Source organism: Amycolatopsis echigonensis (genome assembly GCF_002846615.1).
In the GTDB taxonomy this organism is placed as follows: Bacteria; Actinomycetota; Actinomycetes; order Mycobacteriales; family Pseudonocardiaceae; genus Amycolatopsis; species Amycolatopsis echigonensis.
In genome coordinates this window covers 1,211,416-1,230,522 of sequence record NZ_PJMY01000003.1, presented here as the reverse complement: position 1 = coordinate 1,230,522, position 19,107 = coordinate 1,211,416, and the positions used below count along the sequence as shown (strand labels likewise).

General features: G+C 69.4%; 20 protein-coding genes. 7 read left to right on the top strand and 13 right to left on the bottom strand.

The window, feature by feature from the left end; all coding sequences use genetic code 11:
* Positions 1-16: 16 nt before the first annotated feature.
* Entirely contained in the window at positions 17-1,357 is a 1,341-nt protein-coding gene (ccrA, locus tag ATK30_RS10260; RefSeq protein WP_101435392.1) for a crotonyl-CoA carboxylase/reductase, read from the bottom strand.
* 199 nt (positions 1,358-1,556) lie between these two features.
* Between ccrA and ATK30_RS10255 the strand changes: the two genes are divergently transcribed.
* Together ATK30_RS10255 and ATK30_RS10250 are read left to right on the top strand one after the other, a co-directional pair.
* Positions 1,557-1,925, top strand: a complete 369-nt coding sequence (locus tag ATK30_RS10255) for an SPW repeat domain-containing protein (protein ID WP_101435391.1) — start codon at positions 1,557-1,559, stop codon at positions 1,923-1,925.
* A 33-nt stretch (positions 1,926-1,958) separates the two neighbouring features.
* Positions 1,959-2,552, top strand: a complete 594-nt coding sequence (locus tag ATK30_RS10250) for a TetR/AcrR family transcriptional regulator (protein WP_101435390.1) — start codon at positions 1,959-1,961, stop codon at positions 2,550-2,552.
* A gap of 226 nt (positions 2,553-2,778) precedes the next feature.
* Here the strand turns inward: ATK30_RS10250 and mce are convergent, their stop codons facing one another.
* A complete protein-coding gene (mce, locus tag ATK30_RS10245; protein ID WP_101435389.1) occupies positions 2,779-3,243 on the bottom strand; it encodes a methylmalonyl-CoA epimerase in 465 nt (154 codons plus the stop codon).
* A 140-nt stretch (positions 3,244-3,383) separates the two neighbouring features.
* Between mce and ATK30_RS10240 the strand changes: the two genes are divergently transcribed.
* The 5 genes from ATK30_RS10240 (at position 3,384) to ATK30_RS10220 (ending at position 7,665) form a co-directional block, all read left to right on the top strand.
* Entirely contained in the window at positions 3,384-4,571 is a 1,188-nt protein-coding gene (locus tag ATK30_RS10240) for an acetyl-CoA C-acetyltransferase (protein WP_101440735.1), read from the top strand.
* Position 4,572: 1 nt separating this feature from the next.
* Complete coding sequence (gene meaB / locus ATK30_RS10235) at positions 4,573-5,535, top strand: methylmalonyl Co-A mutase-associated GTPase MeaB (protein WP_101435388.1); 963 nt, start codon at positions 4,573-4,575, stop codon at positions 5,533-5,535.
* 127 nt (positions 5,536-5,662) lie between these two features.
* Positions 5,663-6,403 carry a peptidylprolyl isomerase gene (locus tag ATK30_RS10230; protein WP_101435387.1) on the top strand — a complete coding sequence of 247 codons (741 nt, stop codon included), beginning with the start codon at positions 5,663-5,665 and terminating at the stop codon, positions 6,401-6,403.
* Positions 6,404-6,469: 66 nt separating this feature from the next.
* On the top strand, positions 6,470-6,928 hold the full coding sequence (locus tag ATK30_RS10225) for a carboxymuconolactone decarboxylase family protein (RefSeq protein WP_101435386.1): 459 nt from the start codon (positions 6,470-6,472) through the stop codon (positions 6,926-6,928).
* Positions 6,925-7,665 carry an isocitrate lyase/PEP mutase family protein gene (locus tag ATK30_RS10220; RefSeq protein ID WP_101435385.1) on the top strand — a complete coding sequence of 247 codons (741 nt, stop codon included), beginning with the start codon at positions 6,925-6,927 and terminating at the stop codon, positions 7,663-7,665. The genes ATK30_RS10225 and ATK30_RS10220 overlap by 4 nt, the downstream gene beginning before the upstream one ends.
* 56 nt (positions 7,666-7,721) lie before the next feature.
* Here the strand turns inward: ATK30_RS10220 and ATK30_RS10215 are convergent, their stop codons facing one another.
* From ATK30_RS10215 to ATK30_RS10165, 11 genes are all read right to left on the bottom strand, one after another.
* Entirely contained in the window at positions 7,722-9,353 is a 1,632-nt protein-coding gene (locus ATK30_RS10215; protein WP_101435384.1) for a solute symporter family protein, read from the bottom strand.
* Between the two features lie 70 nt (positions 9,354-9,423).
* Positions 9,424-9,774 (bottom strand): DUF485 domain-containing protein, encoded by a 351-nt coding sequence (locus ATK30_RS10210; RefSeq protein WP_101435383.1) that lies wholly within the window; start codon positions 9,772-9,774, stop codon positions 9,424-9,426.
* Between the two features lie 72 nt (positions 9,775-9,846).
* Complete coding sequence (locus ATK30_RS10205) at positions 9,847-11,559, bottom strand: sodium/solute symporter (protein WP_101435382.1); 1,713 nt, start codon at positions 11,557-11,559, stop codon at positions 9,847-9,849.
* Between the two features lies 1 nt (position 11,560).
* Positions 11,561-11,911 carry a DUF485 domain-containing protein gene (locus ATK30_RS10200; protein ID WP_101435381.1) on the bottom strand — a complete coding sequence of 117 codons (351 nt, stop codon included), beginning with the start codon at positions 11,909-11,911 and terminating at the stop codon, positions 11,561-11,563.
* Positions 11,912-12,017: 106 nt separating this feature from the next.
* On the bottom strand, positions 12,018-12,773 hold the full coding sequence (locus ATK30_RS10195) for a LytR/AlgR family response regulator transcription factor (protein WP_101435380.1): 756 nt from the start codon (positions 12,771-12,773) through the stop codon (positions 12,018-12,020).
* The gene (locus tag ATK30_RS10190; RefSeq protein WP_101435379.1) at positions 12,770-13,819 is read right to left on the bottom strand and encodes a sensor histidine kinase; all 1,050 of its coding nucleotides are present in this window, start codon (positions 13,817-13,819) and stop codon (positions 12,770-12,772) included. The genes ATK30_RS10195 and ATK30_RS10190 overlap by 4 nt, the downstream gene beginning before the upstream one ends.
* A 150-nt stretch (positions 13,820-13,969) precedes the next feature.
* Complete coding sequence (locus ATK30_RS10185) at positions 13,970-14,971, bottom strand: ABC transporter substrate-binding protein (protein ID WP_101435378.1); 1,002 nt, start codon at positions 14,969-14,971, stop codon at positions 13,970-13,972.
* 31 nt (positions 14,972-15,002) lie between these two features.
* Positions 15,003-16,046, bottom strand: coding sequence for an ABC transporter permease (locus ATK30_RS10180; protein ID WP_101435377.1), 1,044 nt, complete (start codon positions 16,044-16,046; stop codon positions 15,003-15,005).
* A gap of 73 nt (positions 16,047-16,119) precedes the next feature.
* The gene (locus tag ATK30_RS10175; protein WP_101435376.1) at positions 16,120-16,884 is read right to left on the bottom strand and encodes an ATP-binding cassette domain-containing protein; all 765 of its coding nucleotides are present in this window, start codon (positions 16,882-16,884) and stop codon (positions 16,120-16,122) included.
* On the bottom strand, positions 16,881-17,927 hold the full coding sequence (locus ATK30_RS10170) for a class I mannose-6-phosphate isomerase (RefSeq protein WP_101435375.1): 1,047 nt from the start codon (positions 17,925-17,927) through the stop codon (positions 16,881-16,883). The genes ATK30_RS10175 and ATK30_RS10170 overlap by 4 nt, the downstream gene beginning before the upstream one ends.
* Complete coding sequence (locus tag ATK30_RS10165; RefSeq protein ID WP_101435374.1) at positions 17,924-18,907, bottom strand: LacI family DNA-binding transcriptional regulator; 984 nt, start codon at positions 18,905-18,907, stop codon at positions 17,924-17,926. Before ATK30_RS10165 ends, ATK30_RS10170 begins: the two co-directional genes overlap by 4 nt.
* Positions 18,908-19,107 lie beyond the last annotated feature (200 nt).

The following is a 19,107-nucleotide window of genomic DNA, read 5'->3' as shown; positions in this document are numbered from 1 at the left end:
GGCCGGTGGTCCGCCTTCACGCACCGCGGAAGGCGTTGATGCCTTCAAGGTGCTTCGCGCGCAGCTCCTCGTCGCGCACGCCGAGTCCTTCTTCGGGCGCGAGCGCGAGCACGCCGACCTTGCCCTGGTGCGCGTTGCGGTGCACGTCAAGGGCGGCTTGGCCGGTTTCTTCGAGCGAGTACGTCTTCGACAGCGTCGGGTGGATGAGGCCCTTCGCGATCAGCCGGTTGGCCTCCCACGATTCGCGGTAGTTCGCGAAGTGCGAGCCGATGATCCGCTTCAGGTTCATCCACAGGTAGCGGTTGTCGTACTGGTGCATGTACCCCGAGGTGGACGCGCAGGTGACGATGGTGCCGCCCTTGCGCGCGGCGTAGACGGACGCGCCGAAGGTCTCGCGGCCCGGGTGCTCGAACACGATGTCCGGGTCCTCGCCGCCGGTCAGCTCGCGGATCTTCGCGCCGAACCGCTGCCATTCCTTCGGGTCCTGCTCGTTCTCGTTCTTCCAGAACTGGTAGCCCTCGGCGGTGCGGTCGATGATCAGCTCCGCGCCGAGCTTCTGGCAGATCTTCGCCTTCTCCGGGCTGGACACGACGCACACCGGGATCGCGCCGCCGTTGAGCGCGTACTGCGTCGCGTACGAGCCGAGGCCGCCCGACGCGCCCCAGATCAGCACGACGTCGCCCTGCTTCATGTCCGCGCCGTTGCGCGACACCAGCTGCCGGTACGCGGTCGAGTTCACCAGCCCGGGGGAGGCGGCTTCCTCCCAGGTGAGGTGCCCCGGCTTCGGCATCAGCTGGTTCGCCTTGACCAGCGCGATCTCGGCGAGCCCGCCGAAGTTCGTCTCGAAGCCCCAGATCCGCTGCTCGGTGTCGAGCATCGTGTCGTTGTGCCCGTCCGGGCCTTCCAGCTCGACGTTCAGGCAGTGCGCGACGACCTCGTCGCCGGGCTTCCAGTTGTGCACGCCCGCGCCGGTGCGCAGCACGACGCCGGACAGGTCGGAGCCGACGACGTGGTACGGCAGGTCGTGCCGCTTGGCCAGCGGCGAGAGCTTCCCGTACTTGCGGAGGAACTTGAACGTCGGGATCGGCTCGAAGATCGACGTCCAGACGGTGTTGTAGTTGATCGCGCTGGCCATCACCGCGACCAGCGCCTCGCCCGGGCCCAGTTCCGGCGTCGGGACGTCGTCGACGTGCAGCGAGCGGCGCGGGTCCTTGTCGCGGCTTTCGAGGCCTTCGAACATGTCGACCTCGTCGGCGTGCACGGTGACGCCCCGGTAGCTCTCGGGCACGGGCAGCTCGGCGATCGCGTCGAGGCGGTCGTTCAGGATCGCCTGCTGGATCTCGTCGAGGTGCGTCATCGGGAACCTCCAGGGGTCGGTCGCGGCGCGACTGGACGAAATTACTCGTCGGTAACCGGGGGCCTCACTGTACGAGACAGGGGCCGGGTAGACGAGTCGAAGTGTGACGCACGGATCTTGACCGGCTGGCCAGTCAAGGCGCATAGTCGGAAGTGGGAAATCTCCCTGAACGGCTCTTTTCCGGCGGAGGTGAGCACGAATGAGTGAAGTCTCGACGCGCGCCTGGACGCGGCCCTACGACTGGGCCGAAGTCGTCATTGGCGTTGTCGCCGCTCTTTCACCCCTTTGGCTGAGCACGAACACCACGATGGTGTGGACGATGGTGGTCCTCGGTGCGCTGATCGCGATCGACGGCCTGGTGTCGCTCGCGGCGCCGAGCATGGTTTACGGCGAGGGCGTGCAGATCGTCCTCGGCGCGTTGCTGTTCATCGCGCCGTGGGTGATGGGGTATACGGAATTCAACGGGGCGTCGTGGACGTCCTGGGTCGGCGGAGCGCTGACGATCATCGCCGGCGCGGCCGCGATGCCGGAGGCCAACGCCGCCCACCGGATGGCGGGCCAGCACTGACGGGGCAGCGAAGCCCTGGTTGGGAAAGGTGACATGACCGACGACTCGGCGAAAGAACGGATCCTGTGCGCGGCGGAGGAACTGTTCGCCGAGTCCGGCTTCGAAGCGACCCCGACGTCCCGCATCGCGGAGCGCGCCGGGGTCCCGAAGGGCCTGGTCCACTATTACTTCCGCCGCAAGTCCGACCTGCTGGCCGCTCTGGTCGACCGGCTGCCGGACGAACGCATCGAACCCGCCGCGGTCGTCGTTCCCGGGGACCTGGCGGGTTCTTTGCGCAGGCTGGTCGGCGAACTCGACCGCCGGTTTTCCGGCTCCCTCGGGCTCTCGCACCTGCTGTGGCGCGAGGCCGACACCCATCACGTCGTCCGCGACGCGCTGTCCGAACGGTTCCAGCAACTGGTCCGGCTGATGCGATCGGTGATCGTGGCCGCGACCGGCGGACGGCTCCCCGGAGCGGACATCGACAACGCGTCCGGACTGCTGGCCCGAGCGGTCACCCACCGGCACGCGACGGCCCGGCACACCGGGGACGACCGCCCGGCGGAGTTCGACGGGGAGCTGACGTTCGTGGCGAACGCGCTGTCGGCTCGGGTGCCGAAGGGGACGCCGCCTGCTTCAGCGGTGTGACGGCGCTCGTGCGTGCTTAGGCCGGGGGAGAACCCACGACCCCACCGCCGTGCCTGGACGCGACTAGCCCTGTCGGCAACTCGCGTCGGCCCGCTGCGGTCCCGCGGCAGAAGCACCCGCCATCCCCGCGCTCCGGTCGCGCGCCCCAACGCCGCATGGGGTGCGCTCAACGCGCCGAACGCCGCATTGGGTGCGTCGCATGCACCCAATGCGGCATTGGAGTCGGTCAGTGCGCGGAGGCGGCGGGCTCCACCAGCTCGACCAGAACCCCGCCCGCGTCCTTCGGGTGCACGAAGTTCACCCGGCTGTTCGAGGTCCCGCGCTTGGCCGCGTCGTAGAGCAGCCGCAGTCCCTTTTCCCGCAGCGCCGCCGCGGCAGCGTCCACATCGGACACTCGCAGGGCGAGCTGCTGCAGGCCCGGTCCGTTGCGGCCGATGAACTTGGCGATCGTCGAATCGTCCCGGGACGGGGCGAGCAGCTGGATCATCGTCTCGGTCCCCGCGGCACCCGGGGCGCGCAGCATCGCCTCGCGCACGCCCTGCTCGTCGTTCACCTCCTCGTGCGCGACCTCCAGGCCGAAGTGGTCGCGGTGGAAGGCGATGGCCGCGTCGAGGTCGGGCACGGCGATCCCGACGTGGTCGATCGCGGTCACGAACGGCTTGAGCACGGATGCGCTGGGCTCGGTGTCCATACCGGCGAGGATAAGCCTCGAAGCGGCGGGCGGAACCCCGCGTGCGCCCCCTCACACTGGCTCCATCAAGACGAGCCGGGAACACCGCGAAGGCCGTATCGTGGGAACACTGCCAGTGCACCGATGCTTTGGAGGACGTCGTGTCCGGTTCCGTGATCCTGGGCGCTGCCCGTACCCCGATCGGGCGACTGCTCGGCTCGTTGAAGGACTTCTCCGGAGCCCAGCTGGGCGGGATCGCGATCAAGGCCGCGCTCGAACGGGCCGGCGTCTCCCCGGACCAGGTCCAGTACACGATCATGGGCCAGGTGCTCACCGCCGGCGCGGGCCAGATCCCGGCGCGCCAGGCCGCGGTCGCCGCGGGCATTCCGATGGACGTCCCGGCGCTGACGATCAACAAGGTCTGCCTGTCCGGCCTCGACGCGATCGCGCTCGCCGACCAGCTGATCCGCGCGGGCGAGTTCGACCTCGTCGTCGCGGGCGGCCAGGAGTCGATGACGCAGGCGCCGCACCTGCTGCCGAAGTCCCGCTCCGGCTTCAAATACGGCGACACCACGCTGGTCGACCACATGGCCTACGACGGCCTGTTCTGCGCGTTCGACCAGGTCGCGATGGGCTCGTCGACGGAGAAGTACAACAGCCGTTACGGCGTGACCCGCGAGCAGCAGGACGCGTTCTCCGCGCGGTCGCACCAGCGCGCCGCGGCGGCGATCGAGGCCGGATTCTTCCGCGAGGAGATCGCGCCGGTGTCGATCCCGCAGCGCAAGGGCGACCCGGTGGTGTTCTCCACTGACGAGGGCGTGCGGGCCGACACCACCGGCGAGAGCCTCGCGAAGCTGCGTCCGGCGTTCGCCTCGGACGGCACCATCACCGCGGGTTCGGCGTCGCAGATTTCCGACGGCGCGGCCGCGGTGATCGTGGCCAGCCCGGAGAAGGCGGCCGAACTGGGCATCACGCCGCTGGCCGAGATCGGCGCGCACGGGGTCGTCGCCGGTCCGGACGCGAGCCTGCACGAGCAGCCGTCGAACGCGATCCGCGCCGCGCTGAAGAAGGCGAAGCTGGACGTGGGCGGCCTGGACCTGGTGGAGATCAACGAGGCGTTCGCCGCGGTCGGTCTCGTGTCGAGCGAGAAGCTCGGCCTGGACCAGTCGAAGGTGAACGTCAACGGCGGCGCGATCGCGCTCGGCCACCCGATCGGCGCTTCCGGTGCGCGGCTGGCCGTGCACCTGGTGCACGAGCTGCGCCGTCGCGGAGGCGGCCTCGGCGCGGCGGCGCTGTGCGGTGGCGGCGGTCAGGGCGACGCGCTGCTGATCCGCGTTCCGTCGGCGTAAGGTGCCCGGCCCGGACCTCGATGAGCTGGTCGGCCGCGCGCGGGAAGGACAACCGCGCGCGGTCGCCCGGCTCATTTCGCTTGTCGAGGACTCCTCGCCGCGAGTGCCGGACATCGCCCGTGCGTTGACGCCCTACACCGGGCGCGCCCGCGTCGTCGGGCTCACCGGTCCGCCGGGGGTCGGCAAGTCGACGTCGACCTCCGCGCTGCTCACTGCCTTGCGCGGCGAGGGTTTGCGCGTCGGGGTGCTGGCGATCGACCCGTCGTCGCCGTTCACCGGCGGCGCGCTGCTCGGCGACCGGATCCGGATGACCGAGCACGCCACCGATCCCGGCGTCTTCATCCGCTCGATGGCCACCCGGGGACACCTCGGCGGCCTTTCGTGGGCGACCCCGCAGGCGGTGCGGGTGCTGGACGCCGCCGGATTCGACATGGTGCTGATCGAGACTGTCGGGGTTGGACAGTCCGAAGTGGACGTCGTGAAACTGGCTGACACCACGGTGGTGCTGCTGGCCCCGGGGATGGGCGACGGCATCCAGGCGGCGAAAGCGGGCGTGCTGGAGATCGCGGACGTGTTCGTGGTCAACAAAGCCGACCGCGACGGCGCCGACGCGACGGTGCACGACCTCAAGCAGATGATCGCCTTGGCCCGCCGGGAACTGCGCGGGCCGAGCTGGCGGCAGCCGATCGTCCGCACGGTCGCGGCGAAGGGCGAGGGCGTCGACGAGGTGGTGTCGGCGTTGCGCACGCACCATGAATGGCTTGTCGCGCACGGGGAATTGGACCGCCGCCGCGCCGCTCGCGCCCGGGAGGAAGTCGCCGCGATCGCGTTGCGGAGGCTGCACGCGGAGCTGGCGGATCTCCGGGACGGCGACCGGCTGGGCGAGTTGGCGGCGCGAGTCGTCGCCCGGGAACTGGACCCGTTCGCGGCGGCGGACCAGCTGATCGCGGAGCTGAAGGGCTAGCGCCCTCGCCGCTCCAAGGCACCCGACGCGGGCGCCCACCACCGGCCAGGATGCGACTTTCGCCGGAAGCGCGGGCAGTTTCCCGTCCCTATACTGCGATCTTCCGTGCACTGGGAGGGGAACCGGAATGAAAAGACTGCTCGTGTCCGTGCTGACCGCGTTGTCGCTGGTCGCCGTGGCAGCACCGGCTTCGGCGGCGGAAGCGGCGCCGCCGAAGGTCACGTCGGGGCCGTGCCAGTACACCGAAACTCCGGACGATCCCGCAGTCCGCCCGGTGTCCCTTCCTCGCGATCCGAAGCACACACCGGACCACGGCAGCGTCGACGTCGCCGTGTTCTCCAACCAGGGCCCGCTCCCGCTGCGGCTCAACCGCGCGGAGGCGCCGTGCACGGTACAGAGCTTTCTGCACCTGGCGGCCAGCGGCTTCTACAACCGGACGACCTGCCACCGGCTCACCGCGTACCCGACGCTGAGGGTCCTGCAGTGCGGCGATCCGTCCGGCACCGGCGAGGGCGGCCCGGGCTACAAGTTCCGCGACGAGCTTCCGACGACGCTTCCGCCCGCCCCGTCCGACCCTTCCGGGAAGCGCCGGACGTACGCGCGCGGCCTGCTGGCGATGGCGAATGCCGGACCGGACACGAACGGTTCGCAGTTCTTCGTGGTGTACGGGGATTCCAGCCTGCTTCCGAACTACACGGTCTTCGGCACGGTCGGCCCGGCCGGGCTGCGCACGCTGGACCGCGTCGCGGCGGGCGGCATCCAGCCGGACGCGGACACCCCGCCGGGGAAGACGCCGGTGGACGGGAAGCCGGTGCGGAAGACGGACCTCGAGCTGGTCCTGCCGCTCTGCCTGTTCTGCGGCCGCTGACTGGCCCACACCACCCACGTCGAACTGGACCACCCGGCTAGGCCACTCCGGATTAGCGTGGGTGGCATGACGAAGCGAATCGCGCTCGCCACGGGCGGGTTGTACCAAGCGATGTCCCACCTGCAGGGCGAGGTGAAGAAGGCCAGCGCGAACGCCGGGCTCGACGAGAAGCTCATCGAGCTGGTCAAGATGCGCGCGTCGCAGATCAACGGATGCGCCTACTGCCTCGACATGCACGCGGCGGAGGCCGTCGCGGCCGGGGAATCGCCGCGGCGGCTGTACGTGCTCGAGGGGTGGCGCGAGACGGAGCTGTTCACCGAACAGGAACGCGCCGCGCTCGCCTACACCGAGGCGATGACCCGGATTTCGGACCACAAAGACGTCCCGGAAGACGTCTACGCCGAGGCGGTCCGCGTGTTCACCGAGGACCAGTATCGCGCGCTGGCCTGGTGCGTTGTCGCCATCAATACCTGGAACCGGCTCATGGTCGCGAGCCACGCCCCGTTGCCGGAGCGTGCGGAGTGACCGCCGGGACGCTGCGGACGCTGCACGTGCCCGGGAAGCCGTTGGTCCTGCCGAACGCTTGGGACGCGGATACCGCGAAGGCGGTAGAAGCGGCCGGATTCCCCGTGGTGGCAACGAGTTCCGCGGCGGTAGCGGCGGCGCTCGGGCAAGCGGACCACGAAGGTGCGTCGGCGGACGAGATGCTCGCGGCGGCCAAGCGGATCGTGGACGCGGTCTCGGTGCCGGTGACCGTCGACGCTGAGGCCGGATACGGCTTGGCTCCAGCGGATCTCGCCGCCCGGCTGAAGGAAATCGGTGCGGTCGGCTGCAACATCGAGGACACCGACCACGGCAAGGGCAGCCAGCGACCGGCAGCGGAACAAGCGGAGTGGCTCGCCGGGTTGCGTCGCGCGGCTGGCGACGGGCTGGTGGTCAACGCACGCGTGGATTCGTTCCTCGGGGCACCGGACGAGCAGGCGGTGCTGGACGACGCCGTGGCTCGCGGTCGCGCGTACCTCGAAGCCGGCGCCGACTGCGTGTACCCGATTCTCGTGCGTTCGCCCGAAGTGCTGGCCGAATTCGTCCGTCAGGTGGGCGGTCCGGTCAACGCTTCGGCGCTTCCCGGCGGTCCGGGGCTGGCCGGGCTCGCCGAACTGGGGGTAGCCCGGATTTCGCTCGGCGCCGGGTTGTGGCGATATCTGCGCGGGGTGCTGGAAGGCACGCTCGGCGAGATCGCGCAGGGGAAGCTGCCGTATTGAAAAAACCGCTGGGTGCCGCGGCGAAGCGGCACCCAGCGGTTTCAGCGGGCAAAAACTCAGTGCTGCACGGCCTTTTCCGCGCCCGCACCGGTCAGCGCCCGGACCTCCATTTCGACGTACTTCGCCTGGTTGTGTTCCTTCGACAGGATCGTGCCCAGCCAGCCGAGGACGAACGCGATCGGAATCGACACCAGACCCGGGTTGTCGAGCGGGAACCAGTGGAAGTCGACGCCCTGCAGCATCGACGCGCTCTTGCCCGTCTTCGGGTCGACCGGCTTCCCGGAAACGGCGGGCGAGAACACGATGAGCACGATCGTCACGAACAGCCCGCCGTAAATGCTCCACAGCGCGCCCTGGGTGTTGAACCGTTTCCAGAACAGCGAGTAGAGAATCGTCGGCAGGTTCGCCGAAGCCGCCACCGCGAAGGCCAGCGCCACCAAGAACGCGACGTTCTGCCCATTCGCCAGAATGCCGCCGAGAATCGCGACGACGCCGATCACCACGGCGGTGATCCGCGCGACGCGGACCTCCGAACCAGTGGTGGCCTTGCCCTTCTTCAGCACGTTCGCGTAGACGTCGTGCGCGAACGAGGCGGACGCGGTGATCGTCAAACCCGCGACCACGGCGAGGATCGTGGCGAACGCGATCGCCGAGATCAACCCCAGCAGCACCGGTCCGCCGAGGTTCAGCGCCAGCAACGGAGCCGCGGAGTTCACGCCGCCCGGCGCCTTCTTGATCGCGTCCGGTCCGACCAGCGCGCCCGCGCCGTAGCCGAGTACCAGGGTGAACAGGTAGAACACGCCGATCAGCACGATCGCCCACACCACCGAACGACGCGCCTCGCGTGCGGTCGGCACCGTGTAGAAGCGCATCAGCACGTGCGGCAGGCCCGCGGTGCCCAGCACCAGCGCGATGCCGAGGGAGAAGAAGTCCAGCTTCGTCGTGCCGTCCTTGCCGTACTGCTTGCCCGGCCCGAGCAGCGCTTCGCCGGCCTTGCCCGCCTTGTCGACCGCGCCCTGCAGCAGCGAGGAGAAGTTGAAGCCGTACTTGCCGAGCACCCACAGCGTCATCGCCAGCGCACCGACGATCAGCAGCGCCGCCTTGATGATCTGCACCCAGGTGGTGCCCTTCATGCCGCCGATGAGGACGTAGGCGATCATGATCACGCCGACCACCGCGATCACCAGCGACTGCGCGGCTTTGCCCTCGATGCCCAGCAGCAGCGCGACCAAACCGCCCGCACCCGCCATCTGCGCCAGCAGGTAGAAGAACGACACCACGAGCGTCGAAATCGCCGCCGCCGCGCGCACCGGACGCTGCTTCATCCGGAACGCCAGCACATCGCCCATGGTGAACTTGCCGGTGTTGCGCAGCAGTTCCGCCACCAGCAGCAGCGCGACCAGCCACGCCACCAGGAAGCCGATCGAGTACAGGAACCCGTCGTAGCCGTACACCGCGATGGCGCCGGCGATGCCGAGGAACGACGCCGCCGACAGGTAGTCGCCGGAGATCGCGATGCCGTTCTGCGGGCCGGTGAACGCGCGGCCGGCCGCGTAGTAGTCGGACGCGGTCTTCGTGTTGCGGCTCGCGCGGAACACGATCACCAGGGTGATGACCACGAACAGCGCGAAGATCGTGATGTTGAGCGCCGGGTTGCTGCCCTCGACGCTCGCGGCGAGAGTCTTCACTGCGTCTCCTGTGTCTTGCGGGATACCCGCAGCCAGTCGGTGGCACGAGCAAGCTGTCGCGGTTGTGTGCTCATGCCCCCTCCTTCGCCGGGTTCTCGATGTCGTCCCTGATCCGCTCGGCCAGCGGGTCGAGGTTCTTGTTGGCGTAGCGCACGTACAGCCACGTGATGAGGAACGTGGACACGAACTGCAGCAGCCCGAAGAGGAGGCCGACGGTGAAGTTGCCGGAGATCTTCGTGCTCATGAAGCCGTGCGCGTAGTCGGCGAGCAGGACGTAGAGCAGGTACCAGGCGAGGAAGAGTCCGGCCATCGGGAACACGAACCGGCGGAGCCTGCCGCGGAGTTGGCGGAACTCGGCGCTGTCGTGCACCTGCTCCCAGGTCGAGTCCGGCGGCGCGCCGGACGGGTCGCCTGCGCTCATGGGAACTCCCTTGTGCGACGCTGCGGATGTGGTCCGCGACACAGTAGGGAGGGCGGCGGGGCGAGGGAACCGTCAGCGGCTCAAACGCCTCGCGGCACGACGAACGGTTGACGAACGGTCACCGGGAGCGGACGAAGGGCGTTCGTCGAGGTGCAGCCGCAACATCGCGGCTCCGGCCCAGGACGGCGGGCGCCCGCGCAGCGACACCGCGAGCATTACGCCGAATGCCAGCGGTACCGACCAGGGTGCCGGTTGCGAGACCAAGATCGCCACCCAGCCTCGCATCGGCGGCCCGGCCAGTGCGAACAGGATTGACCCGGACGAGGCAGCCAGGCCGGTCAGCACTCCGGCGATCGCGCCCGCCGCGGTGAGCCGCTGCCACCAGATGCCGAGCACGAGCAGCGGGCAGAACGTGGACGCGGCGACGGTGAACCCCCACGTCACGAGCACTCCGGCGTCGAGCCGCGCGGACGGCAGCGCGAGCAGCACCATCGCGATCGCGGCGAACACGACTGTCACCCGCAGACGGCGCAGGCCGCCGGGCATCAGGTCGTAGGCCAGCGCGCCGGACATTACGAGCAGCAACCCCAGCGAGGTCGCCAAAAACGCGGCGAACGCGCCCGCGGTGAGCAACGCGGTGAACAACTGCCCGGCCCAGCTGTGGTCGACTTGGGAGGGCAATGCGACGACCACGGTGTCGGTGTTGCCGGAGAGGTACAGCTGCGGCACCAGCACACGCCCGAGAACGCCGTAGACGCCAGGGAAGAGGTAGAAGACTCCGAGCAGCGCCACGGTGATCGCGGCGGTGCGGCGCGCGGCGCGGCCGTCCGGGCTGGTGTGGAAGCGCATGAGGACGTGCGGGAGGCCCATCGTGCCGAGGACAGTCGCGATGAGGACCGCCCAGGTGCCGAGCAGCGGGTAGCCCTTGTCGATTTCCAGCAGCGGACGCTGCCAGTCCGGCCCGCCGAGCGCGACCTCTCCGCTGACGCCGGGGACCTGCGCGCCGGCGGCGAAGGTGAGCTGTTCTCCCTTGTGCACCACCAGTTGCCCGGGCGGCAGCGTGCCGCGGTCCTCGGTCGCGGTGGGCTCGCGGAAGGTGAGGGTGACGTCGTGGTCGAACTGCACCGGGGTGGCGTGCGAGAAGCGGGTGAACTCGACCGGAGTGAGGCTCGCGTCGCGGGTTTCGGTGCCGATGTGGAGCACCAGCCACAGCGCGGGGACGAGGAACAGCACGAGCTTCAGGAAGAACTGGAACGCCTGGACGTACGTCGCCGCGCGCATTCCGCCGAGCGCGAGCGTGACGCTGACCGCCGTGCCCGCGATGACCACGCCGACCCAGTACGGAGTTCCGCCGACCGCGGTGAGCACCAGCCCGGCCGTACGGAATTGGGGGACTACGTAAATGGTCCCGATCACGAGTACGACAACCGCGGCCAGACGACGCAGTGCGGGAGAGGCGAGCCGCGCTTCGGCGAAGTCGGGGACGGTGAGTGCGCCGGATCTGCGCATGGGCGCGGCGACGAGCACCAGCATCGCGACGTATCCCGCGGTGAAGCCGACGGGGTACCAGAGCGCGCCGATGCCGTCCTTCACCATCAGCCCGGCGACACCGAGGAACGACGCCGCGGACAGGTATTCGCCGGACACCGCGGCGGAGTTGACGAAGGGCGAGATTCGCCGGGACGCCACGAGGAAGTCGGACGTCGTCCGCATGGCGGCGACCCCGCGCACGCCGATGAGCAGCGTGACGAGGACGACCGGGGCTACCGCGAGCGCGACGTCCATCTCACCGATCGTCCTCGGTCTTCTCGGCGCGGCGCAGCTGCCACCACGAGAGCCCGGCCAGCACCGGGTATGGCAGGACCGCGATCAGCAGCCAGGACAGCGGAATTCCCCACAACCGCACGCTGTCCAGCGACGGGGCGAGGGAGAACAGCACCGGCAAACCCAGCACCAGCACGAACATCGCCACCAGCGCGGGGATTCCGCGGCGGCGCTGGATCCGGTACAGCACGGCCGCGCGTTCCGCTTCCGGCGCGCGCAGGCGGGGCATCCGCCACCGGCCGCGTTCGAGGCGCCGCGAGCGGGCGAGCCTCGTCTGCGGACTGGTGACGGCGACGCGTTTGGTGCGGCTCACCGGACGTCCTGCGCAACCGTCGTGCGGGGCGATCCCGGTTCTAACCGGGGTGAACGCGCACGAGACGTGGAGAGTGGCGGGTGCGGCTCGGCCCTCGTGGTGCCCCTCACCGGGCGCTCCCGAGCTGCCCGCGCTGCGCGGCCTCCAGCAAGCGGTCCCGAAGCTCCCGCGCATGCCGTCGGCTCACCGGCACGTCGCCAGCCTCGGTGTGCGCCAGCAGCCCGCCCGTCGTATCGCTTCGCAGTTCCAGCACCGCGCTGACCGCGAGCAGGAATCCGCGGTGCACCCGGGTAAAACCGGTGCCTTCCCAATATTCTTCGAGCCGCGAGATCGGCATCCGCACCGGATGCACGCCGCTGCGGGTGTGCAGCCGGACGTAGTCGCCGTTGGCTTCGGCGAACAGCACGTCGTCGCGGCGGACATACCGCGTGCGGCCGCCGGAATCGACTGGCAGCGCGGCCATCGCGTCCGGTGCGGCCTGTCGCCGTCCGCTCGGCACCAGGCGGGTCACCTTCGCCAGCGCGGCGGAAAGCCGTTCCGCGCGTACCGGTTTGAGCAGATAATCCACCGCGCCGATGCCGTACGCGGTCACCGCGTGCCCGTCGTGTGCGGTGACGAACACGATCACCGGCGGTTCGGACAGTTTCGCCAGCAGGGACGCGAGTTCCAGCCCGTCCAAGCCCGGCATGGAAATGTCGAGGAAGACCGCGTCGAAATGGTCTGCCTGCAACAGTTTCAGTGCCTTCAACGCATCGCTCGCGCCGACGACCTCGCCGACTTCCGGCGCTTCGCGCAGCATCCGGCACAGTTCGTCCAAGGCCGGCGCGAGGTCGTCGACCGCCAGCACCCGCAGCCCGCTCACGGCAGCACCCCCGGCTGGAACCGCGGCACCCGCAGGACGACCCGGGTGCCCTCGCCGACCGCCGTTTCCACCGTCAGCCCGTACCAGGCCCCGTAGACCGTGCGCAATCGTCTGTCCACATTGGCCAGTCCGAGCCCGGTGCCGTCGCCGCTGCCCGCGAGGATGGCGGCGGCGCGTTCGGGCTCCATGCCGACCCCGTCGTCCTCGACGCTGATCACGCAGTCGTTTCCTTCCGCCTGTCCGTGCACCTGGACGAGCCCGGTGCCCGACCGCGGCTCGATGCCGTGCCGGATCGCGTTCTCCACGAGGGGTTCGAGTACCAGGTACGGCACCGCCACCGCAAGCACTTCCGGCGCGACCCGCACCTGGACCTTCAGTCTTTCGCCCAGCACCGCCCGCTGCAGCGCGAGGTACGTTTCCACCGCGCGGAACTCCTCGGCGACGACGGTGTACTCGCCGTGCCGCGACAGGCTGTAGCGGGTGTAGTCGGCGAAATCGAGCATCAAGTCGCGGGCGCGGTCCGGTTCCGACCGGACGAACGACGCGATCACGGTGAGCGCGTTGTAGACGAAGTGCGGCGACATCTCCGCCCGCAGCGCCCGTAGCTCGGCTTGCGCGGCCTGGTCCGCCGAAGCTTCGAGCCGACCCCGTTCCAGGGCCTGCACCACGAGGTCGGCCGCTTGCCGGGTGACCGCGCCAGGGACCTCGCCGACCAGCACCAACGCGCCCGCCAGCTCGTCATGGACGTGCAGCGGAACCGCCGTCACGCCGCCCGCGGTGATCGGCTCTTCCTGGTGCAGCACGTCGTCCAGGATCTGGGACACCGCGTCGTCGGCACCGGGGCGGCCGGACCACATCAGCGAGCCGGAGAGATCCGCGAGACCCAATCCGGCCACGTCGAACAGCCGTCGCAGTCCGTGTGCGGCCCGTCGGGCGCGGACTCCGGACAGGCCGTCTTTCAGGTCGTCGGCGACCTTCCGCGCCGTGCCGAGCACGCCGACCGCATCCGGGCGGGAGCGCCACGGCAGCCGGGCACTCTCGGTCATCGACGGCCTCCCCTCGGGTACCTGGGGAAAATAGTGCAGTCTAGCGAAGCTTGTCCGTTGAGGGTGGAGGTGGGAAGAAGGTTGGGCCTAGCGGGGAACACGACGAAGGGGACTTTCCGTGCGGAAAGTCCCCTTCGGCCAGCCCGGCGGCTAGCAGCTCTGCTTGTAGAAGTACTGCGAATTGGCGTCCAGGTCGTCCTTGGTGATCGAGTGCAGCTGCGCGGTCAAGTTCCGCTCGGTCGGCTTGCCCTCGAGCGCGGCCACCGCCTGGTCGACGCCCTTCGTGCCGATCTGCGCCGGGTCCTGTGCGATGAGCGCCTGGTACTCGCCCTTCTTCAGACCGTCCACTTCGGACGGGCTGGCGTCGAAGCCGACCAGGTTGACCTTGCCGATCTTGCCGGCGTTGCGCAGGCCGGTCGCCGCGCCCTCGCCGGTGTTGAGGTTGGTGGCGAAGATCCCGACGAGGTCCGGCGTCGAGACCAGCGCCGCGGTCACCTTCGACGCGGCCTGCTCCGGTTCGTTCTGGGTGAACTGGATGCCCGCCGACTTGAGGTTCGGGTGGTTCTTCAGCTCGTCCTCGAAGCCCTTCGCCCGGGCCGCGGTGGTGGACGTGCCCGCGATGGTGTCGAGGATCAGCACCGACCCCGGTTTGTCGCCGACGAGCTTCGCCATCGTTTGCGCGGCCAGCTTGCCGCCCTCGGCGTTGTCCGAGGAAACCGACGACACCGCGACGCTCTTGTCCTTGAGCGAGGTGTCGACCTCGACGATCTTCGCGCCGCGGTTTTTCACCTGCTCGATCGGCGCGAGCATCGCCTGGTCGTCGGTCGGGGCGATGAGCAGCGCGGCGGGCGGGTTGGAACCCATCGCGTTGACGATCGACGTCTGCATGGCCGCGTCGAACTTCTGCGGGGCCTGCGTGGTCAGCTCGTAACCGAGCTTCTTCGCTTCCGCCTCCGCGCCGCACTGCATCGAGATGTAGAAGGGCTCCGCCTGCACGCCCGGCACCAGTGCCAGCTTCTTGCTGTTCGCGGAGTTGCCGCCGGGCTTGTCCCCGGACCCGCTCTGGCCCACCTGGCCGGAGCCGCACGCGGCCACCAGCATCGCCGCGGACGCGAGCGTCCCCGCGGCGAGGACGGTTTTGCTGAATTTCATCGTAAGCACCTCTTTGTACTCGGGGACCGATTCAGCGGGAGTTGCGCTTGCGACGGCGGCGCTGGTCGAACCACACCGCCGCGATCAGGACCGCGCCGACCGCGATCATCTGCCAGAAGTCCTGCACGTGCGTGATGTTGAAGCCCTTGTTCAGCACCGCCGGGATGAACACCCCGATCACCGTGCCGAGCATCGAGCCGACGCCGCCGAAGAGGCTGGTGCCGCCCATCACCGTCGCGGAGATGGCGTTGAGATTGTCGGTGGTGTGCGCCGAGATCGTGGTCGACGCGTAGTAGGCGAGCGACATGAAACCCGCGATCCCGGCGAGGAAACCGGTGAGCAGGTACACCTTCAGCAGGTGCGCGGTCACGCCGATGCCCGACCGTCGCGCCGCTTCGGCGTTCGAGCCGACAGCGAACGTGTAGCGGCCGAACCGCGTGGTGTGCAGCAGCCACGCGCCGATCAGCGTGATCACCACGGCCACCAGCACGAGGTTCGGGATCCCGCCGAACGACGTGCCGTAACCGAGGACCTTGTTCAGTTCGGTCGGCACGCTGCGCACGTCCGACCCGCCGTTGAGCAGGAGCGACACGCCGAGCGCGGCGCCCATGGTGCCGAGCGTGACGATCAGCGGCGGGATGCCCGCCACCGCGATGAGGAATCCGTTGATCAGGCCCCAGACCGCTCCCGCGAGCACCGCCGCGACCAGCCCGGCGGTGATCACGCCCCAGCCGGCGTGCGAGGCGTCGCCGCCGCTGAGCGCTTCCATGGTCTTGCCCGCGACCATGCCGGCGAAGATCAGCACCGATCCGACGGACAGGTCGATGCCGGAGGTGATGATCACGAACGTCATGCCGACCGAAAGCACCAGCAGCACGGACGTTTCGATCAGCAGCGTCTGGAAGGTGAACAGGGTCGCGAACTCGGCCGGTGCGATGGCGGTGAACACCGCGATCAGCGCGATCAGCACCAGCGCGATCCAGAATGTGTTGGCTCCGACGAGCCGTTTCCCCAGCGGAGGCTTGGCGAACTCGCCGTCCACAGTGGTCTGAATGTCCTTGGCCGGAGCGCTCATCAGGCCGCCTCCCGTGTCTTGCGGGATACCCGCACCCAGTCGGCGGCACGAGCAGGCCGGCGCGATGGTGTGCTCATGCCGCCTCCTCCTGGACCAGCGCGCCGGTCATCGCCGCGACCAAGTCCTCGAGTTTCGTGTCCGCACCGGCGAACCGGGCGACGCGCTTGCCCTGCAGCAGCACCTCGATCCGGTCCGACACCGACAGCACCTCGGGCATGTTGTGGCTGATCAGCACCACCGCGATGCCCTTGTCCCGGACTTTCTTGATCACGTCCAGCACGCGTCCGCGCTGCCGCACGCCCAGCGCCGCGGTCGGCTCGTCCATGAACACGACCTTCGACGCCCACGCCACCGACCGGGCCACCGCGACGCTTTGCCGTTGCCCGCCGGACAACGAGCCGATCGACACTTCGGTGCTCTGCAGCGTGACGCCGAGCTTCTCGAACTCGGTGACCGCCTGCCGCCGCATCTCCGCTTTGTCGAGCATGCCGAGCTTGCCCAGCAGGCCCTTGCGCGGGATTTCCCGGCCGAGGAACAGGTTCGCCGCCGGGTCGAGGTCCGGCGCGACCGCGAGGTCCTGGTACACGGTCTCGATGCCGAGACGCCGCGCGGCCACCGGCGAGTCCAGGTGGACTTCAGTGCCGTCGAGCAGGATCCGGCCCGACGTCGGCTGTTCGGCCCCGGACAGGCATTTGACCAGCGTCGACTTGCCCGCGCCGTTGTCGCCGATCAACGCCGTGACCTCGCCCGCGCGCGCCTGGAAAGACGCGCCGCGCAAGGCTTCCACCGAACCGTAGTGCTTGGTCAGGTCCACCGCGTCGAGCAGGATTTCGCTCATCCGGCATGGCTCCTTTCCGGGGAAGGCGGACGGCACCGGACCACGGTGAGCGAGCCGGACAGTTCCGTCTGGCCCGCGGAGAACGGCACCGCGTAGGTGTCGCCCTTGGCCACCGGGAACTCGCCGCCGTGCTCGGTGCGCAGGGTGCCCTCGCCGTCGAGCGCGACGAGCACGCTGAACGACGGTTCGAGGGAGAAGGCGTTGCCGGACAGCTGGATCCGGTCGGCGCGGAAGAACTCCGCCGAGTCCGGCGCGAGCAAGTCCACTGTGGTCGCTTCGTCGCCGGAGGTGTGCTTCACGATCGTCTTGAGCCGGTCGTCGTCCCAGCCTGACGTGTCGAGCGTTTCGAGCGCGGTGTCGAAGCCGATCCCGAGATGGCCCTTTTCCGGCGAGGCAAGGAAATCACGCCACTCCAGAGTCAGCGAGAAATCCGTCGGCTGCTGAAGCTCGACCACGAACACGCCCTCGCCGATCGCGTGCGGCAGCCCGGCTGGGATGTAGACCGTGTCCCCGGCCCGCACCGGGATGCTGTTGAGCGCCCCCAGCATGCTCGGTGCGTCCTGTTCGCGAGTCCACTCGGCGACGGTTTCCTTGCTCAGCGTCTCCCGGAAACCCGGGTACACGCGCGGGTCGTCGCCGTAGGTGCCGACCACGATCCACGCCTCGGTCTTGCCGAAGTGCGAGTCGAAGTGCTTGCGGGCAAAGGAATCCGAGGGGTGGAAGTGCACCGGAAGCCGCTGTCCGGCGTCGAGCAGCTTGACCAGCAGGCCCGTCGAGTCGCCGAGCTTCGCGACGTGCGCCGCGCCCAGCCACGCCTCGGCGTCCGCGCGGACCGCGTCGCGCAGCCAGATCCCGCTGGGCAGCTTGGTGAGACCGTTCGTTTCCTGGCCGAACATGGTGGTGACGGAACCGACCCAGTCCTCCGGCCCGAACTTCGAGTCGGTGCCGCTGGCCCCGCGCAGGGCGGCGATCGCGTCGCCGCCCCGGTAGAACTGCGGCGGCTGGTTGGCCGGGAGCGCGACCGGTTCGAGGTGCTTGGTCACGGGGCGGCCTCACCGGAACCGCGGGCGACGAGGTGCACAGGCAGAACTACCTTTCTCGGGGCGGATTGATCGCCTTGGATGCGGGCGAACAGCAGCTCGGCCGCTGCGTGCCCGAGGGCGCTGACGTCGTGGGCGATCACGGTGACCGGCGGGTCGAGCAGGTCCGCCAGTTCGAAATCGTCGAAGCTCACCAGCGCGGGCCGGTGCTCGGCGTGCGCGAGCGCGCGCAGCAGGTGCACCGCGACCCGGTTGTTGCCCGCGATCACGGCGGTGGCCGGATTCGGCCCGCCGATCAGCTTGCGCACCGCCTGGCCCACGGTTTCCGGCGTCGGCGTCTGCATCGCCACGAGGCTCTCGTCGTAGGAGATCCCGTTGCGCACACAGCCTTCCCGGAACCCGCGGAGGCGTTCGGCGGCGGTGAAGATGTCCGGGCTGTCGCCGAGGAACGCGATCCGGCGGTGGCCGTGCCGCACCAGGTGGCTGACCGCCTCGATGGTGCCGCCGAGGTTGTCCACGAGCACGGTGTCGGCCACGATGTCGCCGGCCGGGCGGTCGAGGAACACCACCGGCGTGCCCGCGCGCATCTCCGGCACCAGATAGCCGTGCTGCAGCCCGGCGGGCACGATCAGCAGCCCGTCCACGCGCCGCGCGCAGAATTCCAGCGACAGCTCGCGTTCGCGGTCGGAATTCTCGCCGGACGACCCGGTCAGCACGTGCCTGCCGAAGGACGTCGCGATCCGTTCGACCGCGCGGTTCAGCTCGGAGTAGAAGGGGTTGCCGACGTCCTCGACGACCAGGCCGATGGTGCCGGTGGTCGAGCCGCGGCGCAGGTTGCGGGCGCCGAGGTTGCGGCGGAATCCCAGCTGTTCGATCGCGGCCACCACGCGTTCGGCGGTGTCCGGATGCACCGCGGGCTCGTCGTTGACGACCCGCGACACCGTTTTGATGCTGACGCCGGCCAGCCGGGCCACATCGCTCATCGTGGCCCGCCTGCTGGCGGGGCGGGGAAGCCCGTCCGCGTCCCGGCCCGAGTGAGACAACGTTGTCATAATGCGGGGGATTGGACACCATCCGCCGGTGCGCTGTCAATGCCCGCCGATCCGCGCTGCCCGCTTCGACGAATCCGCTGGTGCGGATGGTGGACATCGTTGTCTCGAATCGGACAGGCTCTCACCACGGT